The organism is Latilactobacillus curvatus JCM 1096 = DSM 20019 (genome assembly GCF_004101845.1).
Lineage (GTDB): Bacteria > Bacillota > Bacilli > Lactobacillales > Lactobacillaceae > Latilactobacillus > Latilactobacillus curvatus.
Genome location: NZ_CP026116.1, coordinates 849,648 through 865,602 on the forward strand (window position 1 = coordinate 849,648; position 15,955 = coordinate 865,602).

General features: G+C 43.4%; 18 protein-coding genes, 1 pseudogene and 1 riboswitch. Of the genes and pseudogenes, 4 read left to right on the forward strand and 15 right to left on the reverse strand.

The features are described 5' to 3' along the window. Nucleotides 1–99 precede the first annotated feature (99 nt). Genes LCU_RS04470 through LCU_RS04480 form a run of 3 tightly spaced genes read right to left on the reverse strand, consistent with a single transcriptional unit; the run spans nt 100 to nt 1,666 of the window. Entirely contained in the window at nt 100–639 is a 540-nt protein-coding gene (locus LCU_RS04470; protein WP_054644341.1) for a GNAT family N-acetyltransferase, read from the reverse strand. 15 nt (nt 640–654) lie between these two features. Continuing rightward, nucleotides 655–930: a GIY-YIG nuclease family protein gene (locus LCU_RS04475; RefSeq protein WP_004265409.1), complete on the reverse strand. Its 276-nt coding sequence runs from the start codon at nt 928–930 to the stop codon at nt 655–657. After that, the gene (locus LCU_RS04480; RefSeq protein ID WP_004270062.1) at nt 923–1,666 is read right to left on the reverse strand and encodes a tRNA1(Val) (adenine(37)-N6)-methyltransferase; all 744 of its coding nucleotides are present in this window, start codon (nt 1,664–1,666) and stop codon (nt 923–925) included. Before LCU_RS04480 ends, LCU_RS04475 begins: the two co-directional genes overlap by 8 nt. A 104-nt stretch (nt 1,667–1,770) precedes the next feature. Between LCU_RS04480 and LCU_RS04485 the strand changes: the two genes are divergently transcribed. Further along, nucleotides 1,771–2,394, forward strand: coding sequence for a lysophospholipid acyltransferase family protein (locus LCU_RS04485; RefSeq protein WP_056966576.1), 624 nt, complete (start codon nt 1,771–1,773; stop codon nt 2,392–2,394). Between the two features lie 39 nt (nt 2,395–2,433). Here the strand turns inward: LCU_RS04485 and LCU_RS10070 are convergent, their stop codons facing one another. The 10 genes and pseudogenes from LCU_RS10070 to LCU_RS04515 form a co-directional block, all read right to left on the reverse strand. Continuing rightward, nucleotides 2,434–2,937: a cation transporting ATPase C-terminal domain-containing protein gene (locus tag LCU_RS10070; RefSeq protein WP_255313584.1), complete on the reverse strand. Its 504-nt coding sequence runs from the start codon at nt 2,935–2,937 to the stop codon at nt 2,434–2,436. A gap of 3 nt (nt 2,938–2,940) precedes the next feature. Then, a pseudogene (locus LCU_RS10155) lies at nt 2,941–3,204 on the reverse strand (HAD-IC family P-type ATPase); the annotation flags it as partial. A gap of 15 nt (nt 3,205–3,219) precedes the next feature. After that, complete coding sequence (locus tag LCU_RS10075) at nt 3,220–3,789, reverse strand: HAD family hydrolase (protein ID WP_054644338.1); 570 nt, start codon at nt 3,787–3,789, stop codon at nt 3,220–3,222. A 3-nt stretch (nt 3,790–3,792) separates the two neighbouring features. Further along, a complete protein-coding gene (locus LCU_RS10250; protein ID WP_004270054.1) occupies nt 3,793–4,392 on the reverse strand; it encodes an HAD-IC family P-type ATPase in 600 nt (199 codons plus the stop codon). Between the two features lie 27 nt (nt 4,393–4,419). Next, the gene (locus LCU_RS10255) at nt 4,420–4,980 is read right to left on the reverse strand and encodes a P-type ATPase actuator domain-containing protein (protein ID WP_054644336.1); all 561 of its coding nucleotides are present in this window, start codon (nt 4,978–4,980) and stop codon (nt 4,420–4,422) included. A gap of 74 nt (nt 4,981–5,054) precedes the next feature. Further along, nucleotides 5,055–5,218, reverse strand: a riboswitch (M-box (ykoK) riboswitch). Nucleotides 5,219–5,277: 59 nt separating this feature from the next. After that, on the reverse strand, nt 5,278–6,210 hold the full coding sequence (locus LCU_RS04495) for an alpha/beta hydrolase (protein WP_056966773.1): 933 nt from the start codon (nt 6,208–6,210) through the stop codon (nt 5,278–5,280). Between the two features lie 59 nt (nt 6,211–6,269). Beyond that, nucleotides 6,270–8,060, reverse strand: a complete 1,791-nt coding sequence (locus LCU_RS04500) for an ABC transporter ATP-binding protein (protein ID WP_004270058.1) — start codon at nt 8,058–8,060, stop codon at nt 6,270–6,272. Nucleotide 8,061: 1 nt separating this feature from the next. Further along, nucleotides 8,062–9,807 carry an ABC transporter ATP-binding protein gene (locus tag LCU_RS04505; protein WP_054644335.1) on the reverse strand — a complete coding sequence of 582 codons (1,746 nt, stop codon included), beginning with the start codon at nt 9,805–9,807 and terminating at the stop codon, nt 8,062–8,064. 156 nt (nt 9,808–9,963) lie between these two features. Then, nucleotides 9,964–10,191, reverse strand: a complete 228-nt coding sequence (locus LCU_RS04510) for a YneF family protein (protein WP_004270078.1) — start codon at nt 10,189–10,191, stop codon at nt 9,964–9,966. 80 nt (nt 10,192–10,271) lie between these two features. Then, nucleotides 10,272–10,514: a DUF896 domain-containing protein gene (locus LCU_RS04515; RefSeq protein ID WP_004270057.1), complete on the reverse strand. Its 243-nt coding sequence runs from the start codon at nt 10,512–10,514 to the stop codon at nt 10,272–10,274. A 135-nt stretch (nt 10,515–10,649) separates the two neighbouring features. On the opposite strand from LCU_RS04515, the gene lexA reads away from it, so the two are divergent. After that, nucleotides 10,650–11,264 (forward strand): transcriptional repressor LexA, encoded by a 615-nt coding sequence (lexA, locus tag LCU_RS04520; RefSeq protein WP_039098729.1) that lies wholly within the window; start codon nt 10,650–10,652, stop codon nt 11,262–11,264. Between the two features lie 218 nt (nt 11,265–11,482). Here the strand turns inward: lexA and LCU_RS04525 are convergent, their stop codons facing one another. Further along, entirely contained in the window at nt 11,483–12,001 is a 519-nt protein-coding gene (locus LCU_RS04525; protein ID WP_004270038.1) for an adenine phosphoribosyltransferase, read from the reverse strand. 34 nt (nt 12,002–12,035) lie between these two features. Continuing rightward, on the reverse strand, nt 12,036–14,330 hold the full coding sequence (recJ, locus tag LCU_RS04530; RefSeq protein ID WP_056966771.1) for a single-stranded-DNA-specific exonuclease RecJ: 2,295 nt from the start codon (nt 14,328–14,330) through the stop codon (nt 12,036–12,038). Between the two features lie 152 nt (nt 14,331–14,482). Here recJ and galE point away from each other — a divergent pair, with 152 nt between their 5' ends. Beyond that, nucleotides 14,483–15,478 (forward strand): UDP-glucose 4-epimerase GalE, encoded by a 996-nt coding sequence (gene galE, locus LCU_RS04535; protein ID WP_111447570.1) that lies wholly within the window; start codon nt 14,483–14,485, stop codon nt 15,476–15,478. Nucleotides 15,479–15,587: 109 nt separating this feature from the next. Further along, nucleotides 15,588–15,953, forward strand: a complete 366-nt coding sequence (locus tag LCU_RS04540) for a DUF1304 domain-containing protein (RefSeq protein WP_054644713.1) — start codon at nt 15,588–15,590, stop codon at nt 15,951–15,953. The last annotated feature ends 2 nt before the right edge of the window (nt 15,954–15,955 follow it).

Consider the following 15,955-nt stretch of genomic DNA (forward strand, 5'->3'; position numbering starts at 1 on the left):
CCAAGCACCTCTCTAGAAATCAACCAGTGTGAATTATTTTTTGGTATTGAAATACCGTTTAAAAGTATACTAAAAATAACAAGGCGCGTCAACAAGAACTTACATGCCGCCCAATTGTTTCTGATAACGGGTTGCATCTTGTGGTTGGTGGCTCACTGAGGTAACGCCACTCACTGTTTCAACCGCTCGATAGCCCGCTTTTAGCGCGACTTGCTGACTCGCCACGTTTTCGTGTGCAGCAATGATACTCAACTGGTCAAGTTCCAATTCACTGGCCGCGTATTGTTCAATGGCGGCTAGTGCGCGATGCATGACACCTCGTCCGCGGAAAGCTTCATCTAACCAATAGCCAACTTCACCCGCACGATTCAAGTCGTCAATATTGTGGACATCAATCGTACCAACTAACTGGTGGTCATCCCAAATCGTTGCCATCCAAAGTTCCTGGTTTGCCATTTGTTGTTGCGCATATTTTAAAAAGCCAAGTTCATCGGCCACTGATTCGATATCGCCCACCCATGGTAACCAAGTATCGAGATTGACGCGATTTTGATCCACTAACTGAAATAACGCCGGCGCATCCGCTTCCGTCACAGGTTGTAAATGAATGTGTTGATCGACAACTAACTTAGGTTGCATATTGGTCTCTCCATTCTAAAATTGAGTTCTTGAAATGCCATGTTCCATTAAATATTGTTCTTTTTTGCGGCGGGGTTGATGTTTGAACGCATACTCTGCTTTAAGCGCCGCCGATTTATCACTAAACGTTTCAAAATATAATAACCGCACTGGTCGGCGCAATTTTGTGTACTTCGCACCTTTGCCAGCATTGTGCGTGGCAACGCGTTTGGTAACGTCGGTCGTGAACCCCCCATAAAAACTATGATCGGCGCAGACTAATACGTAAAAATAATAAGCCTTCTCAGTCATTGTCAGCCATGAATAACTTCGTGCGCATCTCTGGTGTATAGTGGCTGTCTTGGTCATAAATCGTCAGTTCCGGAAGCATTCGTAAGCCCCCTTTTTTACCATCTTTGACCGCTTCAATTAACACCATATTCGCTTCTTTGCCTGCTTTGGGATAAACAAACCGGACGCGTTTGGGTTCCATGCGTGCGGCGCGTAGTTCGTCACAGATTTCTAAGAACCGTTCGGGACGGTGGACTAAATACCCTTTACCATTCATCTTTAACAGGCCACTCATGGTTTGAACCACAGTGCGTAAGTCCGTTGCAATCTCATGCCGCGCCAGTGCCAGATGTTGATTGGGATTTTTTTGACTATTGGGTTCAACCTTAAAATATGGTGGATTACAGGTCACAATATCGACGCTGTCCTTATGAATCTTAGTGTTAACGTCTTTCAAATCCATATTGAGCATTGTCACCTGGTCGGTTAAGTCATTTAATTCAATTGACCGTTGTGCCATGTCGGCCAACCGTTCTTGAAGTTCAACACCGATAATTTGACCATTTGTTTTGGGACTCATGAATAATCCAACCGCCCCATTGCCTGCGCACAAATCGACAATCGTCCCGCGTTTTGGTAACTGGGCAAAGTCGGCTAACAACACCGCATCCATCGAATAGGAAAAGACGGATGGGCTTTGAATAATCTGAATATCTAAGCGAAATAATTGGTCAATTCGCTCATCTGCTTTTAACATCGTTCTACCTTCAACCTCATTTGTATTTAGGCATATTATAACAAAGAGTATCATTATTTGGTATAATGAGCAGATACTAGTCACGTTTGAAAGGAATCTAAACTATGTTTTTCTCATTTGCACGTTTTATCGTCCGCATTTTAGCCTGGTTATTGAATGGCAATTTGAAGGTCGAAAATAAAGAAGCCCTGCCCGAAGGGACTTATGTTTTAGTTGGCCCGCACCGGACTTGGTGGGATCCAATCTTCTTCGCACTTGCTGCTAGTCCCCGAAAGTTCACGTTCATGGCTAAAGAAGAACTCTTTAAAAACCCAATTTTACGCTTCATCTTAACCCACGCAAACGCATTTCCTGTGAACCGAACAAATCCTGGTCCATCGGCGATTAAAACGCCAGTAAAAGCCCTTCGCTCAAAAGAACTTTCGTTAATCATGTTCCCCACTGGTAGCCGCTATTCAAGCGAACTTAAAGGCGGCGCGGTCGTAATTGCCAAGATGGCGCGGGTCCCACTCGTACCAGCAGTCTACCAAGGACCATTAAAATTCTCTGATGTTTTAAAACGGAAAAAGATTACGATTCGTTTTGGTGAACCAATCCCAATCGATCCGAAATTAAAACTCAACGAAGAAAACTTAGAAATCGTCAATCATCAAATGCAAGCTGCATTTGACCAAATTGACCACGAAATTAACCCTGATTTTAAATATGAACTACCTGATAAAAAATAATAACAAAAAACTGCTAGATGATATCATCTAGCAGTTTTTTTAACGCGTTAAATTCTTAACCGCATTCGTCACCAATAGATAGACCGTAACTAATGCCACTGCAATCCAGCCAAATTGTGTTGGAATCGCTTGGAAATCAACGGCTTGTCTAAGCGGTGTCAATACCAGAATACCTCCAATTAACAAACTGATTAAACTCCCCAAGTAAACACGCCAATTTGCGTGATCCTTGAACGGTGATGCTGGTGTCCGTAATACATAAACCACTAGCATCTGCGTCAATAAACCAACGACGAACCAACTCGCTTGGAAAGCCCCCTGTTGAGCTGATGTTTGCAGGCCAAATCCAAACCAGAGAATCGCAAACGTTAAAATATCAACCATTGAGCTCAACGGTCCTAGAATAAACGCACTCTTCAGTAAGCCTTTAGTTGCCCACTGTGTTGGTTGGCGCAATTGATCTTCAGCAACCCGATCCCAAGGTAACCAGAGTTGGGCGACATCATACAGTAAATTCTGGACAAGAATTTGCAGTGACAACATTGGTAAAAATGGTAAACAGATGCTGGCAACCAGCACGCTCAAAACATTTCCTAGATTAGAAGCTAACGTAATCCGAATGTACTTATACATATTGATAAAGACTCTCCGTCCTTCAAGCACCCCGTGTTCTAAAACATTCAAATCTTTTTCCAGTAGGATTACATCGCTAGCATCCTTTGTGAGGTCTGCGGCATTATCAACTGAAATCCCGACATCTGCTTGTTTCAAAGCTGTCGTATCATTAATGCCATCGCCTATGAAACCGACGACTTCCCCTTGTGCTTATAATAAACGGATTAAACGCGCTTTTTGAAGTGGAGCCAATTTGGCAAATAATGCTTGCTCGGTTAATAGCTCACTGACTTGTGCATCCGTTAACGTCTCTAACATCTCACCAGTGGTCACAGCTAGATTCTGAATGCCCACTTTTTGGGCAACTTGCTGCGTCGTTAAAGCACTGTCACCCGTTAAAATTTTGACCGCCACTTGATGAGCTTGTAGTTGTTGAATTGCCGAGATAGCTGATTGTTTTGGTGGGTCCAAAAAGCCCAAAAAGCCGGCGAAAATCAAACCTTGATTACCAACGCGGTCAATTGATGCCGTCTCTGCTAACTCATCTTGATAAGCAACCGCCAGCATCCGCATCCCTTGTTGTGCCAAACGATCATGCACTGCCACTAGGTTCTGCTTTTGCACTTCAGTCAACGGCTCAATCTGATCCGCTAACCTGACTTGGGAACACATTGCTAGCACTTCTTCAAAGGCCCCTTTTGGCACTAATTGATTACCTGCATGGTTTTTGAGCCAGACCGTTAGCCGCCGCCGCTCGAAATTAAATGGAATCTCGCCCAATTTTTAATATGGAAAGTCATCATTGGTTTGGTCTTGTTCATAGTAATGAATAATCGCTTCATCCAGAAGGTTCTGCCAGCCGGATTGACCCTTGGCGTTCAAATATGCTAATCGCAAAACTTGCACATCCCGCTTTCCTAAAATATCTGCATAGTACATCAATTTAATATGATCTTCCGTCAACGTCCCCGTTTTATCCGTACATAAAACCGACATCGCCCCGAGATTCTGAATGGCTTTTAACTGCTTTACGATGACCTGTTGTTGACTTAAAACGACACTGCCTTTCGCCAGATTACTATTGACGATCATCGGTAACATCTCCGGTGTCAAACCAACTGCCACTGCAATCGCAAAGAAAAACGACTGTTGCCAATCTCCCTTAGTCACACCATTAATCACAAATACAAAGGGCACCAAAACGAGCATCATGCGAATTAATAACCAACTGATGTGTTTTAACCCTGCATCAAATTGATTCGGTCGCGACTTAGGTTCAGTAGTCACAATTGCGCTAAAGCAAGTCGCTTGACCCGTGGCAATCACTAACGCGGTAGCTTGCCCATTGACAACGGTGCTGCCCATCAGCAATAAACTCGCCATATCCGCCGCATTCATTACGTCAGTTGCTTACGCTGTTATGCGTTTGCTCACGGGTTTTGATTCACCCGTCAAAGAAGATTGATTAATTTGTAAATCATGGCTCGCCAGAATTTTTAAATCAGCATTCACCAAATCCCCCGTCTGCAGCTGCACAATATCCCCAGGTACCAGACTTTGTGCGGCAACTTCAGTTGGTTGACCCTCAATTACAACCCGGCTGGTCTTTGCCAACATCGCTTGTAAAGCAATGCTCGCTTGCTCGGACTTGCGCTCTTGCACGAATCGAATGCTACTAGACACAACAATCATGATTAACATAACTATCGCGCCATCAATATCTCGACTGAGCCAGGAGATGATCATTAAGACGGCTAATACGCCGATAAACGGATCTTGCACGCTCTGCCAACTAGCTCGCAATAACGAACGCTGTTGCCGCTTTTGAATCGTATTTTCCCCATAGGTTTGTAACCGTGCTGTTCGTTGCTGCCGTGATAACCCCTTCTTGTCAGTTTCGAAATGTTCTAAACTCGCTTTTGGCGTTAATTGATTAATCTGATTGAGTGTCATTTTAATTGTCTTAGCCATCGTAATCCCTCCCATTCGCAGCTGATCCGCATAAAAAAGGCATCCTCAAAGAAAGGATGCCTCACAAGAAAAACAAGCCATTCCAATCGTTGAGCTTTAGCACTATATGACGTAGAACTTTGTTCAGCTACATTAGAAAAAGCCTTCAGGGCAGTTTCTGTTGACTCAATTGGCATCTCTCGATGTTTCTGAGTAGCAGCGTTTGTTCATATAGGAGCCTCACCTAACGGATTAGCGATATCAATATATTTATATATCTATCACACCAAATCGACTTCAAAATACAATTAAACAGACTTATTGAAGATATTCATTTAAAAATTGCGCAACTTTATTACGATAGGTTGTTGGATCTGTAGCCAAGGCTTCACCATGAGCTGCCCCCGGAACCACCCAGAGTTGTTTAGGTGCATGCGCCGCTTTGTAATTTGTATACACCATTTTGGTTGGTACAAATTTATCTTGATCGCCATGGATCATGAAGATTGGCAATTTCGAGTTAGCTAAACTCTTAGCAGTATCGCCATCATTAAAGTTATAGCCGGCGCGAACCCGTGCCATCCAATTCGTTGTGTAAAATAACGGGAATTTCGGCAATCCAAAGAGATCGTTTAGTTGGTAAGCGAGTTCGTCAGCGATGCTATTATACCCACAATCTTCAATCACCGCTTTCACCTGCTTAGGTAATTTTTCACCCGCGGTAAACATGACGGTCGCGCCACCCATGCTGACCCCGAAAAGGGCAATTTGACTATCCTGTCCGTTGGTAGCGACAATTTTTTGGGCCCACTTGACGTAATCCAAGCGATCCGTCCAACCATAGCCAATGGCATCGCCTTCCGATTCACCTGCTGCACGGTCATCCGGCGCGAGAACGTTGTAGCCAAGATCGTGATACATGTGAATATAGCGTGCCATATCCTCTTTTTTACCCATATAGCCGTGCGCAACTAAAATTATTTTGTTCGTAGGTTTTGTTGCTGGCACATAAATTGCCGCCAATTTTAAATCATCTGTGGCAGATTGTTGATGCCACTTTGATTGTTTAACATTTTTTAACCAACGTTGATTGTCTTGATAGACTTTCGTTGGCTTACCACCATTTAAAAATGATTTTTGCCCCGGTACAAATGCGTATTGATACATATACATAGTGGCACCAAATAGTGCTACCACCACTAAGACAACAACGCTAATTAACGACCATTTCAGCCAGCGTCTTTTCTTCATGTGCTAAATTCCTCCCGATTTACTCCGCAATAATAATAGTCGTGTTTTTTTGAAACTGCTTATTCTTCACTGCCACCATTTTGGAGTTGATACATTTCATAATAACGTCCTTTTTGAGCCACTAAGCTATCATGATTACCCCGTTCGACAATCTGCCCTTGATCTAAAACCAAGATTAATTCAGCATCGCGAATCGTCGATAGACGGTGCGCGATGGCAATACTTGTACGTCCTTGACGTAACCGAGCGAGACCAGTTTGAATCATCGATTCCGTTTCCGTATCGATATTAGCCGTCGCTTCGTCCAAGACCAAGATTTTAGGATTTGTAACCAATGTTCGCGCAAACGAAATTAATTGGCGTTGTCCACTTGAAAATTGAGCGCCACCTTCAATTACACGAGCATGATATTGACCAGGTAATTGTTCGATAAAGTCATCAGCTTGCACGAATTCAGCCGCTGCGCGAATTTGGGCATCTGTAATCTCTTGATTAAATAATCGAATATTTGATGCGACATCACCATAAAACATGAATGCATCTTGTAGAACAAGCCCCATCTTGCGGCGCAGTTCTGCTGTCTGAAGACTCCGAATATCATGTCCGTCGATTAGAATCTGACCTTCATAAAATTCATAGAACCGCATCATGACATTAATAATTGAACTTTTCCCAGAACCGGTATGCCCAACTAAGGCGACAGTTTGTCCAGGTTCAACAACAAATGAGATGTCATGCAAAATTTCATTTTTCCCATCGTATGAAAACGAAACATGCTTGAATTCGACGCGACCCTCAGTAATTTCATTTGCAGCATCGGCATTTTGAGCTGGCGCATATTCTTCTTGATCGAGAATTCTGAAAATTCGGCGACCAGCGACCATTCCATCTTGTAATGATGATAAAGAATCCATCATATTGGTCATCGGATTAAAGAAGTTCCCAACATAGGTTGTGAACGCATAAACCAAACCCGCCGTGACAAAGCTATGCAGGGCTGAGACACCAAACAAGCTCAAGACAACGACCAATGCCAGTGTATAGAGTAAATTCACAATTGGTGCGAGCAACAACGAGTTCGTTCGAATCATCGCTTCGCGCGTTTTTAAATAGTCCGCGTTAACTTGTTCGAATTCGTCGGTCAACCGTTTTTCCTGGCGGAATTGTTGGATAATCGTAATCCCTTCGATTGATTCGTTGAGTTTCGTATTCAACTGACTCAATTTTTCACGCATATGCCGGTAAACCCGCGCACTGTAACTACTGTAATACCAGATAACAATTAACAATATTGGTAGAAACGCTGCCGTTGCAAGGGCAATTTTTGGTGAAATTAACCACATCGCAATGAACGCTGAAATGATTGAAAATGAACCGACTAACAAGGATAAGAAAACATTCCAATAATCAATCAAAGTCATCGTATCATTCGTGACCCGCGATACAATCGAGCCTGCTGGCGTCTGATCGAAATAACGCATCCCGAGTTGATGGAGCTTCTGAAATAAATCGCGCCGGACATCTTCCATCGCGCGTTCCGAACCCATTCCAAAAAGGAAAGATTGGAAAAATTGTGTAATGGCTTTGAGAATCACGCCTAAACCGTACAACGCCGCAACCCCCATTAAAACTTGGGTGGTCGCACTCTGATTGGTTAAGTAACGATCCATAAAGACTTGTAGTAATCGTGGTAATAAAATATTGATGGTCGCTAAACCTGCGGCGGCCACAATTGCGCCGATAAATTGGCGTTTATAGCGTTTCGTATAACCAAAGAGGCGTTTCATGATGTGCAATTGCTCTTTCAATGGAACTTTCTTGGACCATTCTGATTGATATTGCTTGGCCATCTTATGCACCTCCTAAGGCTTGACTTAATTGTTGCTTCAACCACATCTCTGCGTACCAGCCATCTGCGGCAAGGAGTGCTTCGTGTGTCCCACGTTCGGTGATTTGACCGTCATCCATGACAATGATTTCATCGGCGTGCATCACACTACTCAAGCGATTAGCAGTGATAATGGTGGTTTGATCAGCCCGCATCGTTTTCAAATTCATTAAAATCGCTTCTTCAGTCTTTGCATCAACGGCTGATAGCGAATCATCTAAGATCAGAATTTCTGGATCAGTCATAATCGCTCGCGCAATCGCAATTCGTTGTTTTTGCCCACCAGATAACGACACACCACGTTCACCAACGACCGTTTCATAACCTTGGACAAACGTTAAAATATCATCATGCACCGCACTCGAAATCGCGGCATCTTCAACCGCCGCTTGATTTCGGTCAAAATCAGCAAACCGAATATTGTCGCGGACATCCGTTGAAAATAAGAAATTATCTTGTGGCACATAGCCGATACTATCAAGTAACGCATCCAGCGAATAATCCCGGATATCGTGACCATCAATTTGAATCTCGCCTTGATACTGATCATATTCACGCAATAATAATTTAATCAGTGTGGTTTTACCCGAACCAACTTTTCCGACAATGCCCAACGTTTTACCTTGTGGCAGAGTGAACGCCACCTGTTTGAGCGTTGGTTGTTTGTCGCCAGGGTACGTAAATTTTTGAACAGCATAATGAATATCGCCAGTTGCTGGTGTTTGAATCGCATCCGGTGCTTCGACAATGGTGCTGGTTTCTTTCAAAAGTTGATCAACCCGATCATAACTCGCATTGCCCCGTTCCAAGACGTTGAACAAGCGCCCAATCGCAAACATTGGCCAAACAAGCGCCGCGATATAACTAATGAACGAAATCAATTGACCAATCGAAATGCTGTGATTCATAACCAACGTCCCGCCATAAATGATTGTTACAATGTACGTTAACCCGATAATCAAACTGATGGCGGGATCAAATAAACCATCAATCATATTCACACGTTTATTAATCGCAATTGTCTTCGTGACAATCTCGTTGAAATCTTTAATATCAGCTTCTTCTTGGCCAAACGTTTTTAAGACTTTAATCCCAGAGACACTCTCTTGGGTTTTATCATTCAACCGTGAAAAAGCCGCCTGTGATTGCCCAAACGCTGTGTGTAAATGTGCACCTAACCGTCGTGACGCAACGGCCAACAAGGGCATTGGAATCAAGGCCATCAACGTTAAGCGCCAGTCAACGAAAATCACCATCGCAATAATCGTTGTCCCACCAGTGATGATTGAATCGGCAAAGGTTAAAATACCGGCACCAGCCACTTGTTGAATCGCGGTTAAATCATTCGTGGCATGTGCCATCAAGTCACCTGTCCGATGTTTTTGGAAGAAGGTCGTGTCCATCTTCATGAAATGCCAGAACAATCGACTCCGCAATGTCCGTTCCAGTTTAGCCGCGCCACCCCAAATCCGGGTCCGCCAACCATAGCGAAAAATATATTGTAAAATCGCTGCGCTTAACAAGACGCCGAGCCACATGATTAATTTTTGGGCCGTTAATTGTTTGGCGTCCATTAAATCAACCAGGGTCCCAATCACTTTTGGTGGCACAATTTGGACAATCGCCACGAGGACTAAAAAGATGACGCCCCATAAATAGCGGCGGTATTCTTGTTTAAAATACCACCCTAGTTTTTTAAAAATTCCCATGTTGTGCTCCTATCCTCTAAAATTCGATAAGTCCTATTATAACAATCTTAATTAAGCCGGACAATCATTTGTATTTCCGTTCTTATTATGATAAAAAAAGAGCTTCTAACAAACGACTTGTTCGTTAGAAACCCTTTTAAAACCGACTTGACTGTTTTATTTTTTGTTGCTACGTTTTTGTTGTGCTTTCATTGAGCTCATCATCTGATTTAATTTCTTTTCAGATGGTTTTTGACCCATTTGCATCATCATAGCCTTTAACATTTCTTCGTTAATTGGTGGATTGTCTTGGAAATACTTCTTCATGTAAGCACGTGCGCCAAAGAAACCAGCGACTGCGCCTAATAAAGCCCCAATGACAAATAATAAAATGCCTAATCCCATATCTTATGCACCCCTTCCTAATTCAGTTCACTTAAATAGTTTACACATAATTAACCTAAAAAGAAAGCGGAATTCTAAGATTAATCGTCACGCAAGCCTTTTTCCCGTTGGATATCCTTCACTTTTTCAGGAGTGACTTCCTTACCTTCTTTGTCATACACTTGTAGCATCTCAACTTGTGAGCGGAAACTTTCGCGGAAATCCTTTAAATAGGCATCGCGCAGTGTTTGACGTTCTGCTGTTTCAGCTTCAGTTAGTCCTTCAGCTTTTGCTTTGTGTGCTAATTCATTAATTCGGTCTAATCGTTTTTGATCCATTGCCATCTTGTTGCCCTCCAATTCAACCTATTTGTCTATTTTGGACTAAAATCCGTAAAATGTCAAAAAACACGAACGCTTGTTTGAAATCCCGCTATAGGTATGCTAACATATAGCTATTAGAACAAATGAGGTGCTCTTATGACGAGAACAGAATCCAAGCAATTAGAGGTCTTGCGTTTTATCCATGACCGCGTTCAAGATAAAGGTTATCCGCCAACGGTTCGTGAAATTTGCGAAGCCGTTAATTTATCCTCTACTTCTACCGTTCATGGCCATTTAGCACGCCTTGAGAAAAAAGGCTTTTTACAAAAAGATCCGACTAAACCACGTGCCATTGAATTAACAGCAGCTGGTTTGACAGCAATTGGTGCATCACAGAAGAAGATTCCGGTTCTCGGTGTTGTTACAGCTGGGGTGCCCATTTTAGCGGTTGAAGAAGCGACCGATTATTTCCCGATTCCACCAAGTCTACAAACTGAACAAGATTTGTTCATGTTGACGATTCGCGGTGAAAGTATGATTAATGCCGGAATTTTAGACGGCGATGAAGTGATCGTTCGTAAACAAGCGACTGCCGATAACGGTGACATCGTGATTGCAATGACTGCTGAAGATGAAGCAACTTGCAAACGATTCTTCAAGGAACCTGATCATTATCGGCTACAACCAGAAAACGATACATTTGAACCCATTATTTTGAATGAAGTTAGCATCTTAGGTAAGGTCGTTGGCCTATACCGCGACAGAATGTAGCTATCAAAAAAGGATTCGCCGTTATGGCGAATCCTTTTTTAGCATGTTCCTTCAGCCAGGTCCTTACGTTTAGCGACTGACTGACGTTACATTTTTTCTTAACGTGCTTTCTGATGCAATTTCTTCCGTCTAGCCACGTCTCGCAAACAACCCGATTGCATCGGTTATTCACCAACCTAAGTTAATGCTCAGACTCTCCCAGCTTAGAAAGACATCCATTAATAATCCATTAATTTGAAGATATCGTAGTCTTTAATTTTTTCGCGACCGTTTAAATCGTTTAGTTCGATTAAAAAGGCTGTTCCGACAACAATCCCACCTAATTCTTCAACCATTTTGATGGTTGCGGCGATTGTGCCGCCTGTTGCGAGTAAATCATCTGTGACCAACACTTTTTGACCGGGTTTGACCGCGTCTTTGTGCATGTATAATGTTGATTCGCCGTATTCCAAGCCGTAACTTGCTGAGACGGTTTCGCGTGGTAACTTCCCTTTTTTACGGGCTGGTGCAAAACCAACGCCTAATTTGTAAGCTACTGGGCAGCCGACGATGAATCCGCGGGCTTCAGGGCCAACGATCATTTCGACCCCTTTACTCTTTGCGTATTCGACGATCTTGTCGGTTGCTGCTGCATATGCTTCACCATCAGACATCAAAGGTGAGATGTCACGGAATGTGACACCTTCTTCAGGGAAGTTGGGCACACTTGCAACGTAATCTTTAAAGTTGATTGCCATTTTAAATTCGCTCCTTAACTCTTTCAACAGTTTGCTACTGATTGAATCCTGCCAGCCAGTCTTTCATCTCCGCGAAGGTTGAGTAAACAAGCTGCTTTTCCATGTCAATTTTAGCTAATCGTTGTTGATAACTCGGTGCACTTTCTAATGCGTGCTTTTCCGGTTGTTCCGCGGCCGAAATGAGACCACATTCTATTTTAACAAATCCTAAGTCAAAAAACACCTGCAACATAAAAATTAATAGCGGCAATTTAATTTTTAGATAAGTCGCTAATTCCCCTAACCGTGCTTTTTCAATTCCTGGATGTTGACGTAGGTAAACCAAGAAAGTCGCAAACTGTTTCTTATCAGGAATACCATCAAGATATGCCGAATACTTACTATAGAAGATAAAGCTGATTTTAGTGGCCTGTTGTTGGCGATAAAAGGCTTCAAATTCATCTAAATCAGTTGGTTCATCAACCACAATCAATTCTGCTTGCTGTGCGACATCGGCTGCTAAGATGGCTTGGCTGCCGGCTGGGATATAACTTTGTAGCTGTGCCAGATGCTTCTCATTGAAAAAGACATAGGTGCCACTAGCTTTAAACAACTGTTGCGTCAACCGATTACTCCGTTGATCGATTAACACTTGCCCACTCGTTTGTAAATCTTTCAGCATCAATTGCAACGTCGTATTGCCGCGCCAAGTATTCTCACTTAGTTGACCAACTAATTTCAACTGTTCCACCGCTTGTAAATCGTCGTACAACGCACCACGGTTAAATGCTAAGACTGCTAACTGCGCTTCTTGATCAACCGCCGTAAATTTCAAATGCTTCTGATCCGCACCGATCTGCTTCACATTGGTGACGGATGGCACCGTCATTTCAATCAAAGGTTCTGGGTTATCCGTGCCATAAGGAGCTAATTGACTGATGGCTTGATAAACATCGGGCGTCACATCAGCTAATGCGAGCTGTAAATCAACCGCCAATGTGGGTTTCGTTGTTAAATCAATCTGATTATCAGCGGCATAAGTATTCATCGCCGTTTGTAAAGCAGCCAATTGATCGACTGGCATCGTTAAGCCAACAGCCATATGATGCCCACCAAAGTGCGTCAACAATGTGCGTTGGGCATCAAGCGCTTTAAAGAGATGATATGCTTCAACACTTCGTCCCGATCCCTTGGCTTGGCCAGTTGCTAGATCAATTGCTAGCACTAAAGTTGGCTTACCGGTTTGTTCAACGATATGACTCGCCACAATCCCCAGCACACCTTCATGCCAGCCTTCATGTGCCAACACTAAGGTCGCACTAGCTTGGTTCTCAGGTGTTTGTGCCATTTCGCTAGCTAGCGCAGTAATTTCTTGCACAAGACCCTGGCGCTTTTTATTTTGTTGTTCCACAAATTGGGCCTGTTCCACCGCTTGTTCTTCATCGAAAGTCGTTAATAGATTAACACCTAAGTTGGCATCACCTAAGCGACCAATCGCATTCAAACGTGGCCCAATCCCAAATCCAATCGATGTGGCGTCAAGCGTTTCTTGTTCAATACCCGCTGACTGGCAAAGAGCCACTAAACCGGGACGACTGGTATTTTGTAATTGTTGTAAGCCTAAGCTAACTAAAACGCGATTTTCATCAGTCAGTGACACTAAATCACAGACCGTCCCAATCGCCACTAGGTCCAAACTCTCGTAAGGGATTTCTTCCAATAATGCCGTAGCGACTTTAAATGCCACCCCAACCCCACATAAATCACTAAAGGGATACTGTCCCTCTGGATGACGGGGGTGAATGATTGCTGTCGCATTTGGCAATGTACTTGGTAGTTCATGGTGATCTGTGACCACTACATCGACACCGTGTTCTTGCGCGTAGGCGATTGGCTCTAAGCCACTCACCCCGTTATCAACGGTCACAATCAACTGGGTCCCATTTTCAACGAGTTGCTTATAGACATCTAAATTGGGCCCGTAGCCATCTTTAAACCGGTTGGGCACATATACTTCCACATCGGCGCCTAAACTTTCGAGCGTCTCTTGCATCAAAGCGGTACTTGTAATCCCATCGGCATCGTAATCGCCGTAGACTGTAATTTTTTCGCCGCCCATCACAGCCGCTTGGATTCGATCGACTGCCGTTTGCATATCATACAAAGCGTATGGATCATGTAATTGACCGACATTCGGATGCATAAACGCACTGATTGCCTCAGGTGTTTTGATTCCTCGTTGCCACAACAATTGGGCTGCGGCTTTCGGGAGTGCTTCAACTGCCATTATTGCTTGTAAGTCTTGGTCAGTTGGTGTTGCTTTTAATTGCCATTCATATTGTGCTTCCACATTAATCCCTCGCTACTTCCAAATCATTAACTTACCCATTATAGCAAAGATTATTATATTTCGTTTAATAATCCAATCAATGCTTTTGTTTATCAGTCCAAATGATATACTGTTAATTGATACACAAGGTTATTACATAGGGGGAAACAACCATGACAGTTTTAGTATTAGGTGGCGCCGGCTACATCGGCTCGCACACCGTTGATCAATTAATTCAACGCGGCACGGATGTGGCCGTTGTCGACAGTCTCGTCACCGGCCATCAAGCCGCCATTAATTCACAAGCGCGCTTTTATCAAGGCGATATTCGCGACAAAGATTTCATGCGCAGCGTCTTCCAACAAGAAAAAGTCAGCGGTGTGATTCATTTCGCCGCTTTCTCAATCGTGCCCGAATCGATGCAAGCACCACTTAAATATTTCGACAATAACACATACGGCATGACTGCCTTACTCGAAGTGATGAATGAATTCGACGTCAAACACATCGTCTTTTCATCAACAGCGGCCACTTATGGGGAACCGAAATCAATTCCAATTAAGGAATCCGACCCACAAGTCCCAACTAACCCGTATGGTGAAAGTAAATTAATGATGGAAACGATGATGAAATGGGCTGACAGAGCTTACGGTATTAAATTCGTTGCATTACGGTACTTCAATGTCGCTGGTGCCAAACCAGATGGTTCAATCGGCGAAGATCATCACCCAGAAACCCACTTGTTACCAATCGTGTTACAAGTGGCTGCTGGCAAACGTGAACAACTCTCCATCTTTGGTGATGATTATGATACACCAGATGGCACTAACGTCCGCGACTATGTCCACGCGTTAGACTTAGCCGACGCCCATATTTTGGCCCTCGGTTACCTCGAAGAAGGCCATGATAGTAACGCCTTTAACTTAGGCTCATCAACTGGTTTTTCAAATATGGAAATTGTCGAAGCCGCTCGCAAAGTGACTGGCAAGGCAATTCCTGTGACAATGGCACCGCGTCGTGCTGGTGATCCAAGTACTTTGATTGCCGCAAGTGACAAAGCACGCGAAGTCTTAGGTTGGACGCCACAGTATGACAATATGGAAGCAATTATTGAAACTGCCTGGAATTGGCATTTAAATCATCCCAACGGTTATACAGACCGCGGTTAATGATGAAGGAACACGCCAGAAATTCTCTGGCGTGTTTTTTTATGGCCTAATTTGGACATGCGTCATTGTTTTTGTTATAATGAAACCACCATTGAGGAGGCACTAACTTATGCAAGTATTGATTCTTGTTTTAACTTATCTAATCGCCGTTGAACACATCGGTATCATGGGGCTGGAAATGTTTGCCAGTGCTGAAACAAAGGCGAAAGCTTTTGACATGCCGCTAGACTTTGTCAAACTACCAAATGCCCGCGTGGCACTGGCCAACCAAGGCATTTATAACGGAATGTTGGGCGCCGTAATTATCATGGTCAACCTGTTATTAGCCGGCCAAACGCTCAAGATTGTCCTCGCCCTATTAATGCTCTACATCTTCATCGTTGCCCTTTACGGGACATTTACCGCCACCAAGAAAATTTTCTTCTTACAAGGCTTACCCGCTTTAATCACATTATTGTTAATCTTATTCTTCTAAAA